Source organism: Streptomyces sp. NPDC058464 (assembly GCF_042721035.1).
GTDB lineage: Bacteria > Actinomycetota > Actinomycetes > Streptomycetales > Streptomycetaceae > Streptomyces.
The window spans coordinates 82,918-98,463 of the sequence record NZ_JBHXMA010000030.1; the positions used below are offsets into that span (position 1 = coordinate 82,918).

The window sequence follows — 15,546 nt, forward strand, 5'->3', positions numbered from 1 at the left end:
TTCCGCCGCTTTCACCCCCCCCTCGTGTCCCCCGGGGGGACGGCCCCCCCTCTGCTGTGGCGCCCCACACACACCCCCGACCCGGAACGGGTGGTTCCCACGGCGCGGTTCCCGCCTCATTCCCCGGTCACCGCGACCGCCCCCGTACCCCGCCCACTCCGCAGTCGCCGCCGCCTTCCCCTTCCTCGGGCGGTATCCCACGTGCCCTGGAGTTCGACCATGTCCAAACCCAGCCGATCCACCAAGACCTCGACGGCCCGCCGGGGCCGCGGCGCTACGCCCATCGACCCCGGAGTCGCCAGATCCGGCAGGTGGCTGGTCTCCGGCACTCCGCACCTCACTTACCTTGCGGCCCTCGGTGGCGTGCTCTGTTTCCTGGCCTTCACCATCGGCGGCTCGGAGATCGCCACGAACGCACCCGCTGTCCTCGCGCGGGGCTTCGACTGGACCGGACCGGACAGCTGGGCGGCGGCGCTGATGAGAACGGGCAGCCTGACGCTCGACATCCTCACCGTGGCAATCGCCGGCTGCATCGCCCACGCCATCGCCGACCGCCCAGGGGTGATTCCCGGCGTCATCGGCGGCCTGACCGCTGTGACCCTGGACGCTGGCTATCTCGGCGGCCTGACGGCCGGCCTGATCGCCGGTGCGGCCACTCGGGCTCTGGGGCGGATCAACATCCGGAGACTGAAAGTCGGCATGACCGGGGTGCTCCCCCTCGTCGCAACCGTCATCACCGCGGTGGTCCTGTTTGCATTCGTCGGGCCAATGCTCAGTTGGACCCAGACATGGCTGACCGGCCAGCTGATCGGCCTGGAATTCTCCAATCAGATCGTGCTCGGCCTGATCCTCGGTTTGTTGATGTGCTGCGATCTCGGCGGGGCGATCGGCAAGACGGCCTTCGGCTTCGGCACCATGGGCATCAGTTCGCCCGACCCTTCCACACCGCACCTGACGTTCATGGCTGTCGTGATGGCGACGGGTATGGTCCCACCGCTGGGGATGGCACTCGCCACCCTGCTGCGCCGCAGCTTGTTCAGCGAAACCGAACGACGGTACGGCAGGGTCTCCTGGCTGAGTGGTCTGGCCTTCGTCCCCGAAGGCGCCGTCCCCTTCGCCCTCACCGACCCCCTGCGGGTGATCCCGGCCAACATGGCAGGCGGAGCCGTCACCGGCGTAGTGGCCATGAAGCTCGGCCCAACCGCGGCGACTGCGGCCGGCGGCGTCTTCGCCGCCACTCACCTGGGCAAACCGCTGATGTTCGCCGCTGCCGTCGCCGCCGGAACCCTCGTCACAGCCGGCGTCGCGGTCGGCCTCAAGAGCCTACGCAGGGCGCAGTTCCCCGCGCTGGAAGACCGCACTGTCAGGGCCCGCGTGGCGTTGGCCAAGTGACGTGCACAGGAACACCAGAAACAGAAACGAGGAGTTTCCCATGCGAAGAAGACTGTCCCGGACACTGCTGCTGAGCGGTCTCCTGTCCGCGTCGCTCGCCCTGGGCGCAGCCCCATCGTTCGCGCTGATGAACCCCGGGGATGCCGGGATCAGCGACGCGGACTGGGATCGCGTCATGGAAATCGGCGACTACAACAACGCCCTGATGGAGTACGTGGACGATGCGGGCGAGGCGACCCTGGTGTTCACGGGATCCCAGGTGCCCGACGAACTGCAGTACCCCTCGGATTTCACCGGGTTCGACAACCCGGATCTGGTTCTCTACGGCGAGTACAGCCAGTTCTCCACGAACGACGAGGTGTCGACGATCTCGGACGACACGGTCGCACAGATCTCGGATGCTGGTTACTCCGGCACCGCGACCTACAACGAGGACACGGACGTGATCGACGTGGCAACGGATGCCCCTTCATCGGTCACCGATCCTCTGATCGCAACCTACGGCAGCAAGATCAACGTGATCGCGGCGGCAATCACCAACGAATCGGCCCCCGGCGGCAAGACACACAAGTCCCCGAAGAAGCACACCCCGAAGAAGAAGGCGGCTGCCAAGAAGCACGCCGCCAAGAAGCCCACCCTGAAGAAGCCGTCGGCCATGAAGCCATCCACCACGCCCGCCCCCACTCCCCAGGAGCCGACCAAGGTCGTCCTCAAGCTGGCTGCTCACTGAGGCCGAACCTTCTTCACGCACAGCGTGGCAACTGATATGCCAAGCAGACGCCGGGCCGGGGCTCACCCCCCGGCCCGGCGTTCCGCGTCGGCCACGGCAAGGTTGGCGTACCACGCGCGGTGGCCGCCTCCGAGTCCCCACCACTCACCGTTCGCCCGGGACGTTCCCAGCGGGAGGCCGGCCGTCCTGTTTATCTTATCAATGGTGTACTTTGCGTCATCCGTCGACGCCGGTTGCGTCGGCCTCCGATTGCTTGGTGACCTGTCCTGCGTCCGCCGAGGCGGTTCGCGGACACGGAACGGCTTCCAGCCCCGTCCGGTTTCGAGTCGGTGATGGCGAGGTGCGTGATCGTTGTGGCTTCAGCCGAGAGGCCTGCCTGTGGCCGTCGACACGTTCGTGGGCCGACGAAGCGAGATCACCGAGGTCCTTAGAACGCCTTCGGACGGCGCGGCTGCTCACGCTCACGGGGATGGGCGGGATCGGCAAGACCCGACTGGCGCTCGAAGTGGCCGCCACGTCGGCAGACGCGTTTCCGGACGGGGTATGGCTGGTGGACCTGGCCCCTGTGAGCGCCCCGTCGGCGGTGGCCGGCGCCGCCGCCAGGGCCCTCGGAGTGCAGGAGCTGGGCGCCATGCCGGTCCTTGAACGGCTTGGGGCGCATCTGGCCGGGCGCCGGGCACTGATCGTGCTGGACAACTGTGAACATCTCATCGATGCCTGCGCCGAGCTGACGCGGGCACTGCTGTCGGCAAGCGCCGATCTGCGTGTTCAGACGACGAGCCGCCACGCCCTGGGTGTCAGCGGCGAGCATCTCAGCGCCGATCCGCCTCTGCCCCTGCAGGACGCTGTCGAGCTGCTGCGGGACCGGGCCACCGCGGTGCGGATGGACTTCCGGGTCACTGCCGAGAACGACGCCGCGGTCTCCCGGCTGTGCACCGATCTCGACGGGGTGCCGCTGGCGATCGAACTGGCCGCGTCCCGGCTGCGCACCCTCAGCGTCCAGCAGACGGTGGACCGACTGGAGGACCGCTTCGCGCTGCTCACCGGCGGCAGCCGGACAGCGTGGCCGCACCAGCGCACACTGATGGACTGGAGTTACGAACTCTGCACCCCGGCCGAGCGGCTGCTGTGGAACAGGCTGTCGGTCCTTGCGGGGAGTTTGGGGCTCGACGAGGCCGAGGAGGTCTGCTCCGGAGAGGGCATCTCCCCGGTCAGACCGAAGCCCTCGGCTTCGGTCTGACCGGGGCCAGGTACGAGAAACCGAGTGCGCGCCCCGGTACGCCAGTTCGTCATAGGCGAGGAGAAAAGGCGTGACTTCCCGTCCTGGCCGCTGCCCGGATACGAACCCCGGCGTTTTCACCTTCAGGCGGACAGCGCACTCTCGCCCGAGGCGCCCGCCAACTCGTCCCCCGACGGATACTCCTACGACCCCGCCAACACCACCCCGGCGGCCGGCGGCGTCCGCCTGGCTTTCGGCATGAAGGCAGGCTGGGGCGACAACACAGCTTTGGAGGCCCGGGGCGTTCTCCTCACCTACACAACGTCCGTACTGGACAAGGACGTCGAGGTGGTCGGTGAGGTGAGTGCTGAGATCTTCTTCCGTTCCAGCCTGCCGTACGCCGATGTCTTCGTCCGCCTGTGCGACGTCGACGGGAAGGGACGTTCCACCAACGTCTGCGACGGCCTGGTCAGCCTCGCCAACGCCGACAAGACCTCACCGGCGGACGTGCGGCTCTGGCCGACGGCCCACCGGTTCAAACGTGGTCACCGTATCCGGGTCCAGGCGTCCAGCGGGGCTTTCCCGCGCTACAACCGCAACCCCGGCACCGATAAGCCCCGAGCCACCGCCACCACTCTCCGCCCGGCGCGGCAGCTCGTGTTCCATGACCCGGAACACCCTTCCGCCATGCTCCTGCCCACACGTTGAAGCCGCGCGTCGCCCCCGTGGCGCATTAACTGTGAAGCCCTACTGCCGGCATCGTGCCCTAGGGGGCATGGCCTGAGCGACACCGCCACCCAATGGGGAGATCGCCGCCTGCTTCGTGCTGTCGGTGTCCACGGTCAAGACCGACATCGACCTCATACCGACCGAGGCGTTCGTCTGCGGAGCTGGGACTGAACGCGGCGCGTCGCGCTCTGCGTTCAGTCCCAGCTGCTCAGGCGTGCGGTGCTTCGCTGGGAGAGCTGACGGGCCTGGTGCGGAATCCATTCGGCGTCTCCTGCACGTCGGGGCGCCTGATCGCCAGGTAGGCGACCAGACCCGCGAACAGGACCAGCCCTCCGAGGGAGACCGCGCCCGATCCGAGACCGATACCGCCGCCCCCGTAACCGTCGTCGTGGACGGGCTTGAGGAGCCAGTCCGCCACAGAGGCGCCCAGCGGGCGGGTGAGGACGTAAGCCGCCCAGAAGGCGGTGACCGGATGGAGCGTCCCTCGGCGATGGAGGACCCACGGGACGGTGATGGCTACGCCGAACAGAGCGATCGAGCCCACCAGGCCCAGACCCAGGGTGTCGGCCGTGAGATCGCCCGCGGCGGTGCCCAGTGCGAAGCTGCACATGACGGTCAGCCAGTAGTAGGTCTCGCGGCGCCGCGTGGTGATGCTGTGCACCGAGAGCGTCCCCTCCGACCGGTACCAGAGCCACAGCACGAGAGCGGTGGCGAGGGCGTACCCGCCGGTCACCAGTGGCAGCGGCACGCCGACGACGAAGGCCACTATGTCCGCCTCGGCCGTACCGAAGACAGCGACGCCGAGGACCGCGGTCCAGTACGGGATCGCCTGGTATCGAGACGTCCGGAACTGCCACACGAACGCTCCGGCAACCGTGAGCGCGGTGAGGATCAGCAGGATCCAGTGTCCGCCCAGGAACAGGTAGTCCGAGGCGGACTCTCCCAGCCCCGTCGTGAGCACCTTGACGCACCAGAAGATCGCGGTGACCGCGGGCACCTTGGCATAGGGGAGGCCACTGCCTCGCACCTGGCTTGTGTCGGTCACGAGCGCTCCCTGGGGAGAGCGTCGGCGGAGCGGCGTGTGCCGTCGGCGGCTGGCCCGCGCCGTTGAGCTGTTACGGGTCGTAGTGCATCGATGATCATCGACTCGTCCTTAGTACCGGGCGGCCGTCGCTTCGGCGCCTCGGCAGGGACGCTAGGTTCGGCCACAGCGCCTGCCGTGGTACCGCGGGAGGAACCGGGCATCGGCGGCTACGACCGCGGTAGGACCTGAACTCGGGGGCGACGCGGCCGCCGCCCCGGCCAGCGTGGCCGCGGTGCCGTCGCGCTCGGCCCAAGGCGCTTCAAGGCCGTCGGAAATCCCTCTCGGACCTGCTCCGGATGTCGGTTTTCCCGGTTTTCGGGGCTGTGGCTAGAACGCACGACGGGCGTGGCCCGAAGGTGTCGTCTCGTAAGCGGAGTGCGGTAACGCCGCGCCATGAGGGAGATTTCCTTGAACGTCACACCACCGGCGAGCGAGCACCGAGAACGGCAAGTGGCCACGCTGGTCATGGCCTGCCTCGGGATGTTCGTCGCCTACCTGCCCGTGACCACCGTGTCGGTGAGCCTGCCCGCCATCCAGTCCGCGTTGCACGCGTCGTCCTCCCAACTGACCTGGGTCCAGTCGGCGTTCCAGCTCCCCATGGCCGCCTTCATCCTGACCGCCGGCGTCTTCGGCGACGTTCACGGACGCAAGAAGGTGTACCTGTCCGGCCTGGCGCTGGCCGCGGTGGGCGCCGTCGTCGCACTGTCGGCCCACTCGGTCCAGGTGCTGTGGATCGGCCAGGCCTGTGCCGGTCTGGGCGCCGCCGCGCTGCTGCCGTCCACGCTGGCGCTGATCAGCCACGCCGTACCCGACCCGCGCAAGCGCGCCACGTTCGTCGGACTGTGGGCGGCGTCGCTGATGGCCGCGCTGGCCGTCGGCCCGATGATCGCCGGTGTGATCCTCGACCACACCACCTGGCGTTGGATCTATCTGCCGACCATCCCTGTGGCCGTCATCACCCTCGCGATCGCGGCACCCCTGGTGACCGACTCCCGCTCGCCTGTCGAGCGCCGGCTTGACTGGCCCGGCCAGATAACCGCGGCGGTGGCGATCACCGCGCTCGTCTACGGCGTCATCGAGGGCGGAGCCGCCTCCTTCACCGAGGGCCGGGTGATCGTGGCTCTGTCGCTGGCCGCGGTCAGCGCCGTCGCCTTCGTCCTGGCCGAGCGCCGCAGCACCAGCCCCATGCTGGACCTGTCACTCTTCCGTAGCCCGGCCTTCAGCGCGACGACCTTGATCGCCATGATCACGTTCCTTGGGCTGATCGGCTTCTTCTACGTCCTCAGCCTCTACTTCGGTCTGGTGCAGCGCCTCGACACCCTGCACGCCGGCTACCGGCTGCTGGTCGTCTGTCTGATGTCCCTGGTCGTGGGTCCGCTGGCCGGACGTCTGATGCACAAGATCTCGGCCCGGATCATGATCACCACCGGCCTGCTGATCACCACGGGAGCACTGGTCTCCCTGACGTCGATCGACGCCGGGACCGGCTTCGGGCCGCTGGCCTGGCGGCTGGGCCTGCTCGGCCTCGGGCTGGGCATCGTGATCACCCCCATGACCGCCACCGCCGTCGCGGCCGTGCCGCACCACCTGGCCGGTATGGCGTCGGCGGGCAACAACGCCTTCCGGCAGGTCGGCGGTGTACTCGGCCCGGCCATCCTGGGCACCCTGCTCACGACCAAGAGCACCGACGCCCTCCCCGGTCACCTGCGCGACGCCGGTCTCAGCGGCCCGTCGGTACAGCGGATCACCGACGTCGCCGACACCCACGGCCTGGGAGCGGTGGCAGGGATGGACCTCGGGAAGCACACCGGTCAGGCTCTGGGCGCGCTGTCCGAGTCGTTCCTCGACGGCATCAAACTGTGCCTGATCGTGGCCGCGTCGCTGGCCCTGCTCGCGGCGCTCGTGGGTGCGGTACTGCTGCGGACGCCGCAGCGCACCGCGGCACCTGTCGCCGGCAGTGCCGAACAGACAGGGCCTGAGGAGCCCGAGCCCTCCGTCGAGATCGAGTCGGAGGCCGTTCTGGTCGGTGCCCATGCACATGGTCGTCACGCCGCGCGGACCGACCTGCGTGCACCCGCGGCCGGGACTGGGACGGGGGGCGCCGGCTTCGTACCGGATGGTGAATCGGGGTCCCAGCTGTACGGCCGGGTGAGCGAGGCCGCGGGTACGCCTGTCGAAGGAGCCACTCTGACCCTGATCTCGTCGGCCGGGCGGCAACTGGCGCGAGCGGTGGCGCATTTCGAAGGCAGGTACGTACTCGATGTGCCGGGCGCCGGATCGTACGTACTGATCGCGGCGGCGGAGGGTCACCAGCCGCAGGCCGCCACCGTGGTGGTGGGCGACGAGCCGCTGTCCCACGATGTCATGTTGTCCGCGAACCGCGGGCTGGTGGGCACGGTCATCACGGCAGGAGACGGCGCGCCCGTGCCCGGGGCCACGGTGGCGGTGACGGACGTGCTGGGTGAGGCGTTGGCCGCCGACACGACCGACGAGTCCGGCGCGTTCGCGTTCGGTGAGCTGCCGGAAGGCGATCTCACGGTCGTCGTCAACGCTCAGGGGTTCCGGCCCGCTGCACTGCCCGTCCGGGTGTTCGGTCCTCGACTCGCTCATCTGGACGTCGCGTTGTGGCCCGGAGCGGTGCTGCGGGGAACTGTGCGGGCCGGGAGCGATCGCAGGCCGCTGGACGACGCGCGGGTCACGCTCGTGGACCAGGCGGGAAACGTGATCAGTACGGCGACCACCGGGCCGGACGGCGACTACGCCTTCACCGACCTGGATGCCGGCGACTACTCGGTGATCGCCACCGGGTACCCGCCGGTGGCCGCACAGGTCACCCTGGACGGCCCGCACCTGGAGTTCGATGTGGAACTCGTTCACCCCGAGGGCTGAGCGGCTCGGTCCGGCCGACGGCCGCCGGTCGGACGAGGTCCAGAGAACGTACCGGGCCGGCTGGAGCGGCGTGGCCCGGTACGGGGCGCACTTCCGTGGGGACGGGTAGGCGCCCCGAGCGTGGTCCGGGACCCACTCCCGGGGGTTCCGGACCACGCGTGTCCGTCAGCGGTTCGGTTCGTAGGTGAGCTGCTTGACCTGGCGTAGGACTAGAGCCGACTCGACGGCCTGGATGCCGTCGAGGGCCCCGATCTTCTCGCTCAGATACGTGTACAGCTGGTCCGAGCTCTGGAAGTGGGCCGAGACGACGATGTTCGCCTGGCCTGTGGTGGCGGACGCGAAGTGCACCTCCGGATGCGCGGCGATGCTGTGTCCGACGTCGGCGAGGGCGCGAGGCATGACGGTGAGCCAGAGCATGGCGCTGATGTCCTGCCCGAGCGACTCGTGGTCGTACTGGACGTCGAAATACAACACCCCGGAGGAACGCAGGGAGTCCAGCCGCCGCTTGACCGCCGACTCCGACTGCCCGGTGGCTTTCTGCAGATCGGTCAGGGTGGCCCGGCCGTCGCGGCGGAGCAACGCGAGAAGTGCCTCGTCGGCGGCGTCCAGGGGCACGGCTCCGGCGAACTGCTCCGGAGCCGGCAGCCGCAGCGCGGCCTGCTGGTCGGCGTCGAGAGCGTTGGACTTGTTGAGCCAGCTCAGCGATCCTCCGTAGAAGGGGTACAGCAGGCAGTGGGCCGTCACCTTGACGATCTGCCGGGTGCGTTGGAGCCGGTCGAAGAGCAACTCGTCGCGTTCCCTTCGGCTGCGGGGCTTCATGCCGCAGACGACCTCGGTGCCGCCGGAGATCAGGGTCACGTACAGAGTGTCGGGGCGCTTGGCGAGGGCCTCGGCGAGCTGTTCGGCGACGTCCGGGATGCAGTGCAGCCGTACGATCCAGCTCTGCCGGCCGAGCCGGCTCTCGTCCGTCATGCCGAGGACACGCACGTTGACGGTCTTGTGCAGCCGCCGGTACCGCCGGGCCACCGTCTGGTCGGAGACGCCGAGGACGGTGGCGATACGGCTGAAGGGCGCACGCCCGTCGAGCTGCAGGGCATGCAGCAGTTGAAGGTCGAGGGGATCGAGTGGGGGGAGATCCATCCGTACTCCTTGAGGCGCTCGGAGGAGGTGAGTGAGGTGCGTCAGGCCTCGCGCACCGCGTCGGCCACCTCGTCGAGCAGCGCCGTCAACTGTGCGGCCTTGTCGGGCCCCAGCTTCTCGGCGATCCGCTGTTCGATCTCGTCGATCACTGCATCGGCCTGGCGCAGGGCGTCACGGCCCGCGTCGGTGAGATGGAGTTCCTGCACGTGGCGGTGGCGCGGGTGCGGGCGGCGTTCGAGCTGGCCCCGTTCCTCCAGGCGGGCCACTTGGGAGGCCACCGCCTGCGGGGTGACGTTCAGCCGACGTGCCAGTTCTGCGCCGGTCAGACCGGGATCGGTGTGGACGCAGATCAGCAAGGAGTACTGCGCGGCCGCGATGCCCTGAGGCCGAAGGCTCTGGTCCTTGCGGGCCTGTACCGCCCACTCCGCTCGCCGCAGTGCCCAGGTCACCCGGTGCAGCGCATCGACCGCGATGGTTCCGTCCCCGCCATGGTTCTGTCTCACGCGACAAAGATACGGCACCTGGATGAGTATCAAGCAGCTTGACATGTGACAGGCACCTGAATAACTTTGCCGTCATGTCTCGTACTCTTGCGCTCGTCACCGGTGCCTCGTCCGGCATCGGCGCCGCATATGCCCGCCTTCTCTCGACCGACCACGATCTGATCCTGGTGGCCCGGCGGATCGACCGTCTTTCCGACCTGGCCGACGAACTGCGAAAGTCCGGTGCGGCCGTGGAGGTCCTGCCGGCGGACCTCGCAACCTCCGAAGGGCTCGGCGCGGTGGTCGAGCGCCTCGCCGTAGGCGATGTCCGACTGCTGATCAGCAACGCGGGTGCCGGCGGCTACGCCCGGCTCGTCGACGTCGACCCCGGCGAGATCGACCGCATGCTGACCCTCAACGGCACTGCGCCCGTTCAACTGGCCCGAGCCGCGCTCCCCGGCATGCTGGCCGCAGGCACCGGCTCCATCGTCACGGTGGCCTCCCTGCTGGCTTTCAGCGCCGGACAGGACAATCCGCACATGCCGCCCCGCACTCTCTACGCCGCCGCGAAGGCCGCCACGGTCGCGTTCACCAGGACGCTCGGTCAGGAACTCGCCGGTACCGGTGTCCGCACCCAGGTGGTCTGCCCCGGGATAGTCGCAACCGACTTCAACAACGGGGCCAGCCGCGACGTGCCCTTCGCCATGACTCCGGAGGCGGTGGCCCATGCCGGTCTTGCCGGTCTGCGTCTGGGGGAGACGATCTGCGTTCCCGGCCTGGAGGACCAGGAAGCGGCGATCGAAGCCCTGCTGGCCGGCGAGACCGCTCTCCTGGCCGGAGGCAACCGCCCCACCCCCGCGGCTCGCTACGGGCAACCGCAGGAGCACTGAGACCGGACCTTGCCGCCGTCGGCACGGCGTACGGTGCCACGGCTGTCGGCCTTCCGCGGCGGCCCGGCGCCGCATGCACCGCACAACGCGGACTCCGGCCAGGCGTCCGGAACACCGCGGCAAGGGTTGCCTCCGCGCACTCGCCGAAATCGTGAGCTGTCGGCCTGAGGACGCCGCCGGCACGAGGTGCTGCGCGAAGGCCACCAGGTGAGGTCCAGGCCGTCGACGGGGACAGGGCAGGCGTGTCCGCGCGCCAGTTCCCTGCCCCCGTCGCCGCCCACTCCTGCCACGCGCTGTGTCGGTGCCCTGGCTCCTCATCGAGCCGGCATCAACCCGCCACCGTTCCTGATCCGACCGCACGGCCTCCGCTGGACCGTGACAGGACGGTTGTTCGAAGTAAGTACCGTCGAAGGACTCAAAGCCGTGAACGACCACGACAACGCCGCTGTCACAACCGGTTGGATCACCATCCCCACGGCAGACGGAACGATGCGGGTGTATGAAGCGCACCCGGTGCGGCCCGCCGACCGGGCCGTGGTGGTACTGCCGGAGGCGTTCGGGGTCAACGAACACATCCAGGACATCGCTCGCCGCCACGCCGCCTGCGGGTTACTGGCCCTGGCGCCCGACCTGTTCCACCGCAGCGGGGTCCGAACGCTCAGGTACGACCAGCGCACCGAAGCCATGTCGTTGATCGGGGCCATCGGACCCGACGCGATCGTCACAGACGTGGAAGCCGTACTCTCGCGCCTCGCGCAGCAGGAGGGCATCCCAGCCACACGTACCGCGGTCAACGGGCTCTGCTTCGGCGGCCGGGCCGCCTTCACCGCGGCCACCGGCGTCAGCGGACTCGGTGCCGTCGTCGTCTTCTACGGACCCGGCATCGCCGTCGGCCCGCACGCGGTCATCGATCGGGCGGGGGAGATCGACGCTCCCGTACAGTTGCACGTCGGCTCGGAAGATCCCAGCATTCCCAGAGACCAGGTCACGGCCATCGAACGAGCCCTCAACGTCGTGGAAACCGACTACGAGAGCTACGTGTACGCGGGCGCCGGACACGCCTTCGCCTGTGACGCCCGTCCGCACATGTACGTCGAGGACAGCGCGCGAACCGCCTGGCAGCGCACCCGGGCATTCCTCGACAAACACCTCCCCACGGCCGTCTGACCATCAACTCCCCGACAGAGCTGGGAAGTTTCATGGGTCGTGTCACCGAAGTCATCGCGATCGCCCGTTCGACCAGTCCTCTCGCCCGGTCGAACGGGATGAGCATCTCCGGAGTTCAATCCACCCGCGACGCGTCCACGAGAGTTCCCAGCCCACTGCCACTGCGGGACGGAAGTGGGAGAACCGGCGATAGTGCGTGGCCCGGTGAGTTCCGGGGCCGCCGACGCGCCGTGGGGATAACGGTCGCGGCGGCGGCCACCGGGGCCCGGCGGTGTGGCGGTGGCCACCGGGCGCTGGGATGTGGCTCGTGGCTCCTGGCCGGATTGAGCGTTCGGTCAGCTGAAGGGGCCGGCAGGCGCGCCTATGACAGAGAGGAGCTTCAGCTTCTCGTAGCTCTCAGAGCCCGGGGTCGCCGTGAAAATGAGCAAGGACTGGGCCTGGTCGGTGGCGAGCAGGGTCTGGCAGTGCAGGTGCAGATCTCCGACTTCGGGGTGGACGATCGTCTTGTACTCGTCCTTGGGCACCCCGACCTCGTGCTGGTTCCACAGGCGCGTGAACTCACCGCTCGTGGAGTTGAGTCGCTCGATCAGCACGGTGGTGCGGGGGCTCTGGTCGCTGACGACGTGGACGGAGCGCAGTCGCGAGACGAAGATGCGGCTGTGCAGGGCGTGGTCTTCCTCTGGGAAGACGGAACGGGACCGGGGGTCGGTGAACCACCGGTAGATCATGCTGCGGGCCGGACCGGTGAAGCGGGTCTGGTCGCCGAGCAGCGCCGTGGCGAGGCGTGTCTGCGCGAGCGTCTCGGTCAGGTCCGTCACGACCTGGGCCGGGGTGTCCTGGAGATGATCCAGGACCCGCATCATGGCCGGACTGACGTGATCGTTGCGGGAGACACGTCCGGGAATGGCGTGACCGGCCAGGCGGAAGAGGTGGTCGCGCTCGTCCAAGGACAGCCGCAGGCCGCGGGCGAGAGCCGCTGTCATCTGCTCGGACGGCTGCGGGCCGCGTTCCTGTTCGAGCCGGACGTAGTAGTCGACCGACATCCCGGCCAGCGCGGCGACGTCTTCGCGGCGCAGGCCGGGGCTACGGCGTCGTGGGCCCCGTGTGAGCCCGACATCCTCGGGTTGCAGGGCCTCTCGGCGCCGGCGCAGGAAGTCGGCAAGCTGTGATCGGTCCACTTTGTCATTATTCCGTCGGCGGATGTCCGGGGTGGGCATGCGGTGTCCTCCACAGGGTCCACTGGGCCGGGTCAGGCGAAGTAGACCCTGGTCAGTTCCTCGGAGCGGTCCCACAGACGACGCGCCATGGTGGCGTCTGTGTCGCGCGCGCTGCGCTTCTCGATACGAGGGCGCTCACCGTCGCGGCCGCTGGGCCCGATGTACGAGCCTCCGGGTACGTCCTGAGTGGCGGCGTACAGGATGGGCAGCGCGCCGTACTCTGCCTTCTTCTGGGCGTAGAAGCGATAGCTGAAGCGGGTGAAGGCGCCCGTGAGTCCGCGCAGATGCTGGTCGAGAGGCGTGGTGGCCACGCCCGGGTGGGCGTTGAGAGCGCGCACGGAACTCCCGGCCTCGCCGAGCCGTCGCTGCAGTTCGACGGTGAACAGCAGATTGGCGAGCTTGGACTGCGCATAGGCGCGCATGGGCTTGTAGGGGCGGTTCTGCCAGTTCAGGTCGTCCAGGTGGATCCGGCCCATGAAGGACAGCCCCGAGGAGAGGGTGACGATCCGGTCGGTGATGTGCGGGAGCAGCAGGTTGGTCAGCGCGAAGTGCCCCAGATGGTTGGTGCCGAACTGCAGCTCGAATCCGTCGGCGGTACGGCCTTGCGGCACGCCCATGATGCCCGCGTTGTTGATCAGGATGTCCAGTGGTCCCGACCAGGAGTCGGCGAAGGCCTGAACCGAAGCGAGGTTGCCCAGGTCCAGAGCGCGCACTTCGGTCTTGCCCGCGATGCCGTCGGCGACCGACTGGCCCTTGCCCGGATTCCGCACGGCCAGCACGACCCGTGCCCCGGCCCTGGCCAGCTCGCGGGCGGTGACCGCCCCGAGCCCGCTGGAGGCGCCGGTCACCACCACAGTCCGCCCGGACAGGTCGGGCAGCGGGGCGGGGGTCCATTTCTCGGTGGCCATGAACAGACTCTTCTCTTCCTAGGGGGTGAATGCCGGCGAGGGGCCGAGCCCTCGGCGCGGCAGGCTGATCTCGGATCCACTATCGGAGCGACCCCCGTGAAGCGGGAGAGGAGCGTTTATCCATGGCATGGCAGTACATGGTTGAGCCGTCGCCGGGCCGCTGCCCTACGCCGAGGGCGTCGTCTCTCGCACGCACACATTGCGGGTTTCGCCGAGGCCTTCGATGACGGTGCGCAGGACCTGGCCGTGCTTGAGGTAGGTCTTGGGGTTCATGCCGTCGCCGACGCCGCCGGGTGTTCCGGTGCAGATGAGGTCGCCGGGTCGAAGGGTGATGATGTCGCTGACGTAGGAGACGATGTCGGCGATGCCGAACAGCAGGTCCGAGGTACGGGAGCGTTGCATCACCGTTCCGTCCACCTCGCACCGGATCTCCAGGTCGGGTTCCTTGCCGTCGAACTCGTCGGGGGTGACCAGTTCGGGGCCCACGGGGGTGGTCGCCTCGAAGGTCTTGCCGGCCAGGAACTCCCGGGTGCGGCGCTGGTATTCGCGTACGGTCACGTCGTTGACGACGGTGTAGCCGGCGACGAAGTCCAGTGCTTCTTCCTTCGGGACGTGACGGGCGGCCCGGCCGATGACGAATCCGAGCTCGGCCTCCCAGTCCACGCTGTCGCTGACCACGGGAAGCGTGACCGGGTCGTATGCGCCGATGAGCGAGCCGTCGTACTTCGCGAACAGCGTCGGGTACTGGGGTGTGTCCCGGCCCATCTCCTTGATGTGGGTGGCGTAGTTCAGGCCGAGGCAGATGATCTTGTTCGGGTGCGGCACCAGCGGTGCGTATACAGCGTCGGCGGCGTCGATGCGCTCGCCTTCCGCGCTCGCTGCCGTGCGGGCCCAGTCGTCCCCGGAGGCGAGCAGAGCGCCGAGATCGGGGTGGGGGAGCAGGACGTAGGACTCTCCGTCGTGCCGGGCCGCCCGTGTTCCGTCGCTCACGCGCAGTGTTGCCAGTCGCATGTGAGGTGCACCTCTCCTTGATTGACCGCTGGGAGCGCTGATCGTACGCTGATTATGTATAGCAGGATATGCGTCCTGCATAGCGAGACAATCAAAGGGGTGTCGGCGTGGCTATCACCGGACTCGGTCACACTGGAGTGTGGGTGTACGACCTGCCGAGGATGCGGGACTTCTACGAGCGCGTCATGGGTCTGACCGTCACGGACGAGGACGCTGACTTCGGCATCGTGTTCTTCAGTGCGAAGCCGGAGGAGGAGCATCACGAGTTCGTGCTGCAGACCGGACGTACCTCGCCGGTCGGCGACAAGCAGCAGCATCAGATCTCCTGGCGGGTGGAGTCCGTGGAGGATCTGCGTGCCTTTCATCGCAGGTTCGAGGAGGAAGGGGTGAAGGTGCAGCAGGAGGTCACCCACGGCAACGCACTCGGGATCTACTTCTTCGATCCCGAGGGCAACCGCAACGAGGTCTACCTGCGCATCGAGAAGGATGTGCGCCAGCCGTTCCGTAAGACCATCGACTTCGGTCTCTCGCCGGAGGAGATCTACGCGGAGGCCGAGCGGCTGCTCAGTGACGGCGGCACCGCCTACCAGCCGGTCCAGTAGCAGTTATGGCGGAGTCGCCCCCCGGCCGGCCGGGGGGCGACACCGCCCCTCCCGAAAAAGTGCGAGCCACCGGGCCAGTCCAGTAA

Annotated in this window: 14 protein-coding genes; 8 read left to right on the forward strand and 6 right to left on the reverse strand. The window is 68.5% G+C overall.

All coding sequences use genetic code 11. The features are described from left to right. The first annotated feature begins 219 nt into the window (after positions 1–219). From ACFWPQ_RS34125 to ACFWPQ_RS34140, 4 genes are all read left to right on the forward strand, one after another. Complete coding sequence (locus tag ACFWPQ_RS34125) at positions 220–1,392, forward strand: fructose-specific PTS transporter subunit EIIC (protein WP_384043385.1); 1,173 nt, start codon at positions 220–222, stop codon at positions 1,390–1,392. A gap of 40 nt (positions 1,393–1,432) precedes the next feature. Further along, entirely contained in the window at positions 1,433–2,122 is a 690-nt protein-coding gene (locus ACFWPQ_RS34130) for a hypothetical protein (RefSeq protein ID WP_384043388.1), read from the forward strand. A gap of 469 nt (positions 2,123–2,591) precedes the next feature. Beyond that, positions 2,592–3,362, forward strand: a complete 771-nt coding sequence (locus ACFWPQ_RS34135; protein WP_384043391.1) for an ATP-binding protein — start codon at positions 2,592–2,594, stop codon at positions 3,360–3,362. 24 nt (positions 3,363–3,386) lie between these two features. Then, on the forward strand, positions 3,387–4,049 hold the full coding sequence (locus ACFWPQ_RS34140; protein ID WP_384043394.1) for a CocE/NonD family hydrolase: 663 nt from the start codon (positions 3,387–3,389) through the stop codon (positions 4,047–4,049). 229 nt (positions 4,050–4,278) lie between these two features. On the opposite strand, the gene ACFWPQ_RS34145 is transcribed toward ACFWPQ_RS34140, so the two are convergent. After that, a complete protein-coding gene (locus tag ACFWPQ_RS34145; protein ID WP_384043395.1) occupies positions 4,279–5,115 on the reverse strand; it encodes a hypothetical protein in 837 nt (278 codons plus the stop codon). A gap of 447 nt (positions 5,116–5,562) precedes the next feature. On the opposite strand from ACFWPQ_RS34145, the gene ACFWPQ_RS34150 reads away from it, so the two are divergent. Next, positions 5,563–8,043, forward strand: coding sequence for a DHA2 family efflux MFS transporter permease subunit (locus ACFWPQ_RS34150; RefSeq protein ID WP_384043398.1), 2,481 nt, complete (start codon positions 5,563–5,565; stop codon positions 8,041–8,043). Between the two features lie 165 nt (positions 8,044–8,208). On the opposite strand, the gene ACFWPQ_RS34155 is transcribed toward ACFWPQ_RS34150, so the two are convergent. After that, a complete protein-coding gene (locus ACFWPQ_RS34155) occupies positions 8,209–9,183 on the reverse strand; it encodes an Lrp/AsnC family transcriptional regulator (protein WP_384043401.1) in 975 nt (324 codons plus the stop codon). A gap of 41 nt (positions 9,184–9,224) precedes the next feature. Then, positions 9,225–9,686, reverse strand: coding sequence for a MarR family winged helix-turn-helix transcriptional regulator (locus tag ACFWPQ_RS34160; RefSeq protein ID WP_384043404.1), 462 nt, complete (start codon positions 9,684–9,686; stop codon positions 9,225–9,227). 74 nt (positions 9,687–9,760) lie between these two features. Between ACFWPQ_RS34160 and ACFWPQ_RS34165 the strand changes: the two genes are divergently transcribed. Both ACFWPQ_RS34165 and ACFWPQ_RS34170 read left to right on the forward strand, forming a co-directional pair. Further along, complete coding sequence (locus tag ACFWPQ_RS34165; RefSeq protein ID WP_384043407.1) at positions 9,761–10,555, forward strand: SDR family NAD(P)-dependent oxidoreductase; 795 nt, start codon at positions 9,761–9,763, stop codon at positions 10,553–10,555. A 375-nt stretch (positions 10,556–10,930) separates the two neighbouring features. After that, complete coding sequence (locus ACFWPQ_RS34170) at positions 10,931–11,722, forward strand: dienelactone hydrolase family protein (protein WP_384043410.1); 792 nt, start codon at positions 10,931–10,933, stop codon at positions 11,720–11,722. 335 nt (positions 11,723–12,057) lie between these two features. Here ACFWPQ_RS34170 and ACFWPQ_RS34175 read toward each other — a convergent pair whose 3' ends face one another. The 3 genes from ACFWPQ_RS34175 to ACFWPQ_RS34185 all read right to left on the reverse strand — a co-directional run bounded on the left by ACFWPQ_RS34175 (position 12,058) and on the right by ACFWPQ_RS34185 (position 14,858). After that, positions 12,058–12,900: a helix-turn-helix transcriptional regulator gene (locus tag ACFWPQ_RS34175; protein ID WP_384043413.1), complete on the reverse strand. Its 843-nt coding sequence runs from the start codon at positions 12,898–12,900 to the stop codon at positions 12,058–12,060. A gap of 71 nt (positions 12,901–12,971) precedes the next feature. After that, positions 12,972–13,847 (reverse strand): oxidoreductase, encoded by an 876-nt coding sequence (locus ACFWPQ_RS34180; RefSeq protein ID WP_384043415.1) that lies wholly within the window; start codon positions 13,845–13,847, stop codon positions 12,972–12,974. A gap of 165 nt (positions 13,848–14,012) precedes the next feature. Continuing rightward, positions 14,013–14,858: a fumarylacetoacetate hydrolase family protein gene (locus ACFWPQ_RS34185; RefSeq protein WP_384043417.1), complete on the reverse strand. Its 846-nt coding sequence runs from the start codon at positions 14,856–14,858 to the stop codon at positions 14,013–14,015. Positions 14,859–14,965: 107 nt separating this feature from the next. On the opposite strand from ACFWPQ_RS34185, the gene ACFWPQ_RS34190 reads away from it, so the two are divergent. Next, complete coding sequence (locus tag ACFWPQ_RS34190) at positions 14,966–15,460, forward strand: VOC family protein (RefSeq protein ID WP_384043419.1); 495 nt, start codon at positions 14,966–14,968, stop codon at positions 15,458–15,460. The last annotated feature ends 86 nt before the right edge of the window (positions 15,461–15,546 follow it).

Coding starts and splice junctions, on each gene's coding strand:
- ACFWPQ_RS34155 (WP_384043401.1), bottom strand. CDS start 9,183: ATGGATCTCCCCCCACTCGATCCCCTCGACCTTCAACTGCTGCATGCC.
- ACFWPQ_RS34180 (WP_384043415.1), bottom strand. CDS start 13,847: ATGGCCACCGAGAAATGGACCCCCGCCCCGCTGCCCGACCTGTCCGGG.
- ACFWPQ_RS34165 (WP_384043407.1), top strand. CDS start 9,761: ATGTCTCGTACTCTTGCGCTCGTCACCGGTGCCTCGTCCGGCATCGGC.
- ACFWPQ_RS34130 (WP_384043388.1), top strand. CDS start 1,433: ATGCGAAGAAGACTGTCCCGGACACTGCTGCTGAGCGGTCTCCTGTCC.
- ACFWPQ_RS34125 (WP_384043385.1), top strand. CDS start 220: ATGTCCAAACCCAGCCGATCCACCAAGACCTCGACGGCCCGCCGGGGC.
- ACFWPQ_RS34185 (WP_384043417.1), bottom strand. CDS start 14,858: ATGCGACTGGCAACACTGCGCGTGAGCGACGGAACACGGGCGGCCCGG.
- ACFWPQ_RS34135 (WP_384043391.1), top strand. CDS start 2,592: ATGGGCGGGATCGGCAAGACCCGACTGGCGCTCGAAGTGGCCGCCACG.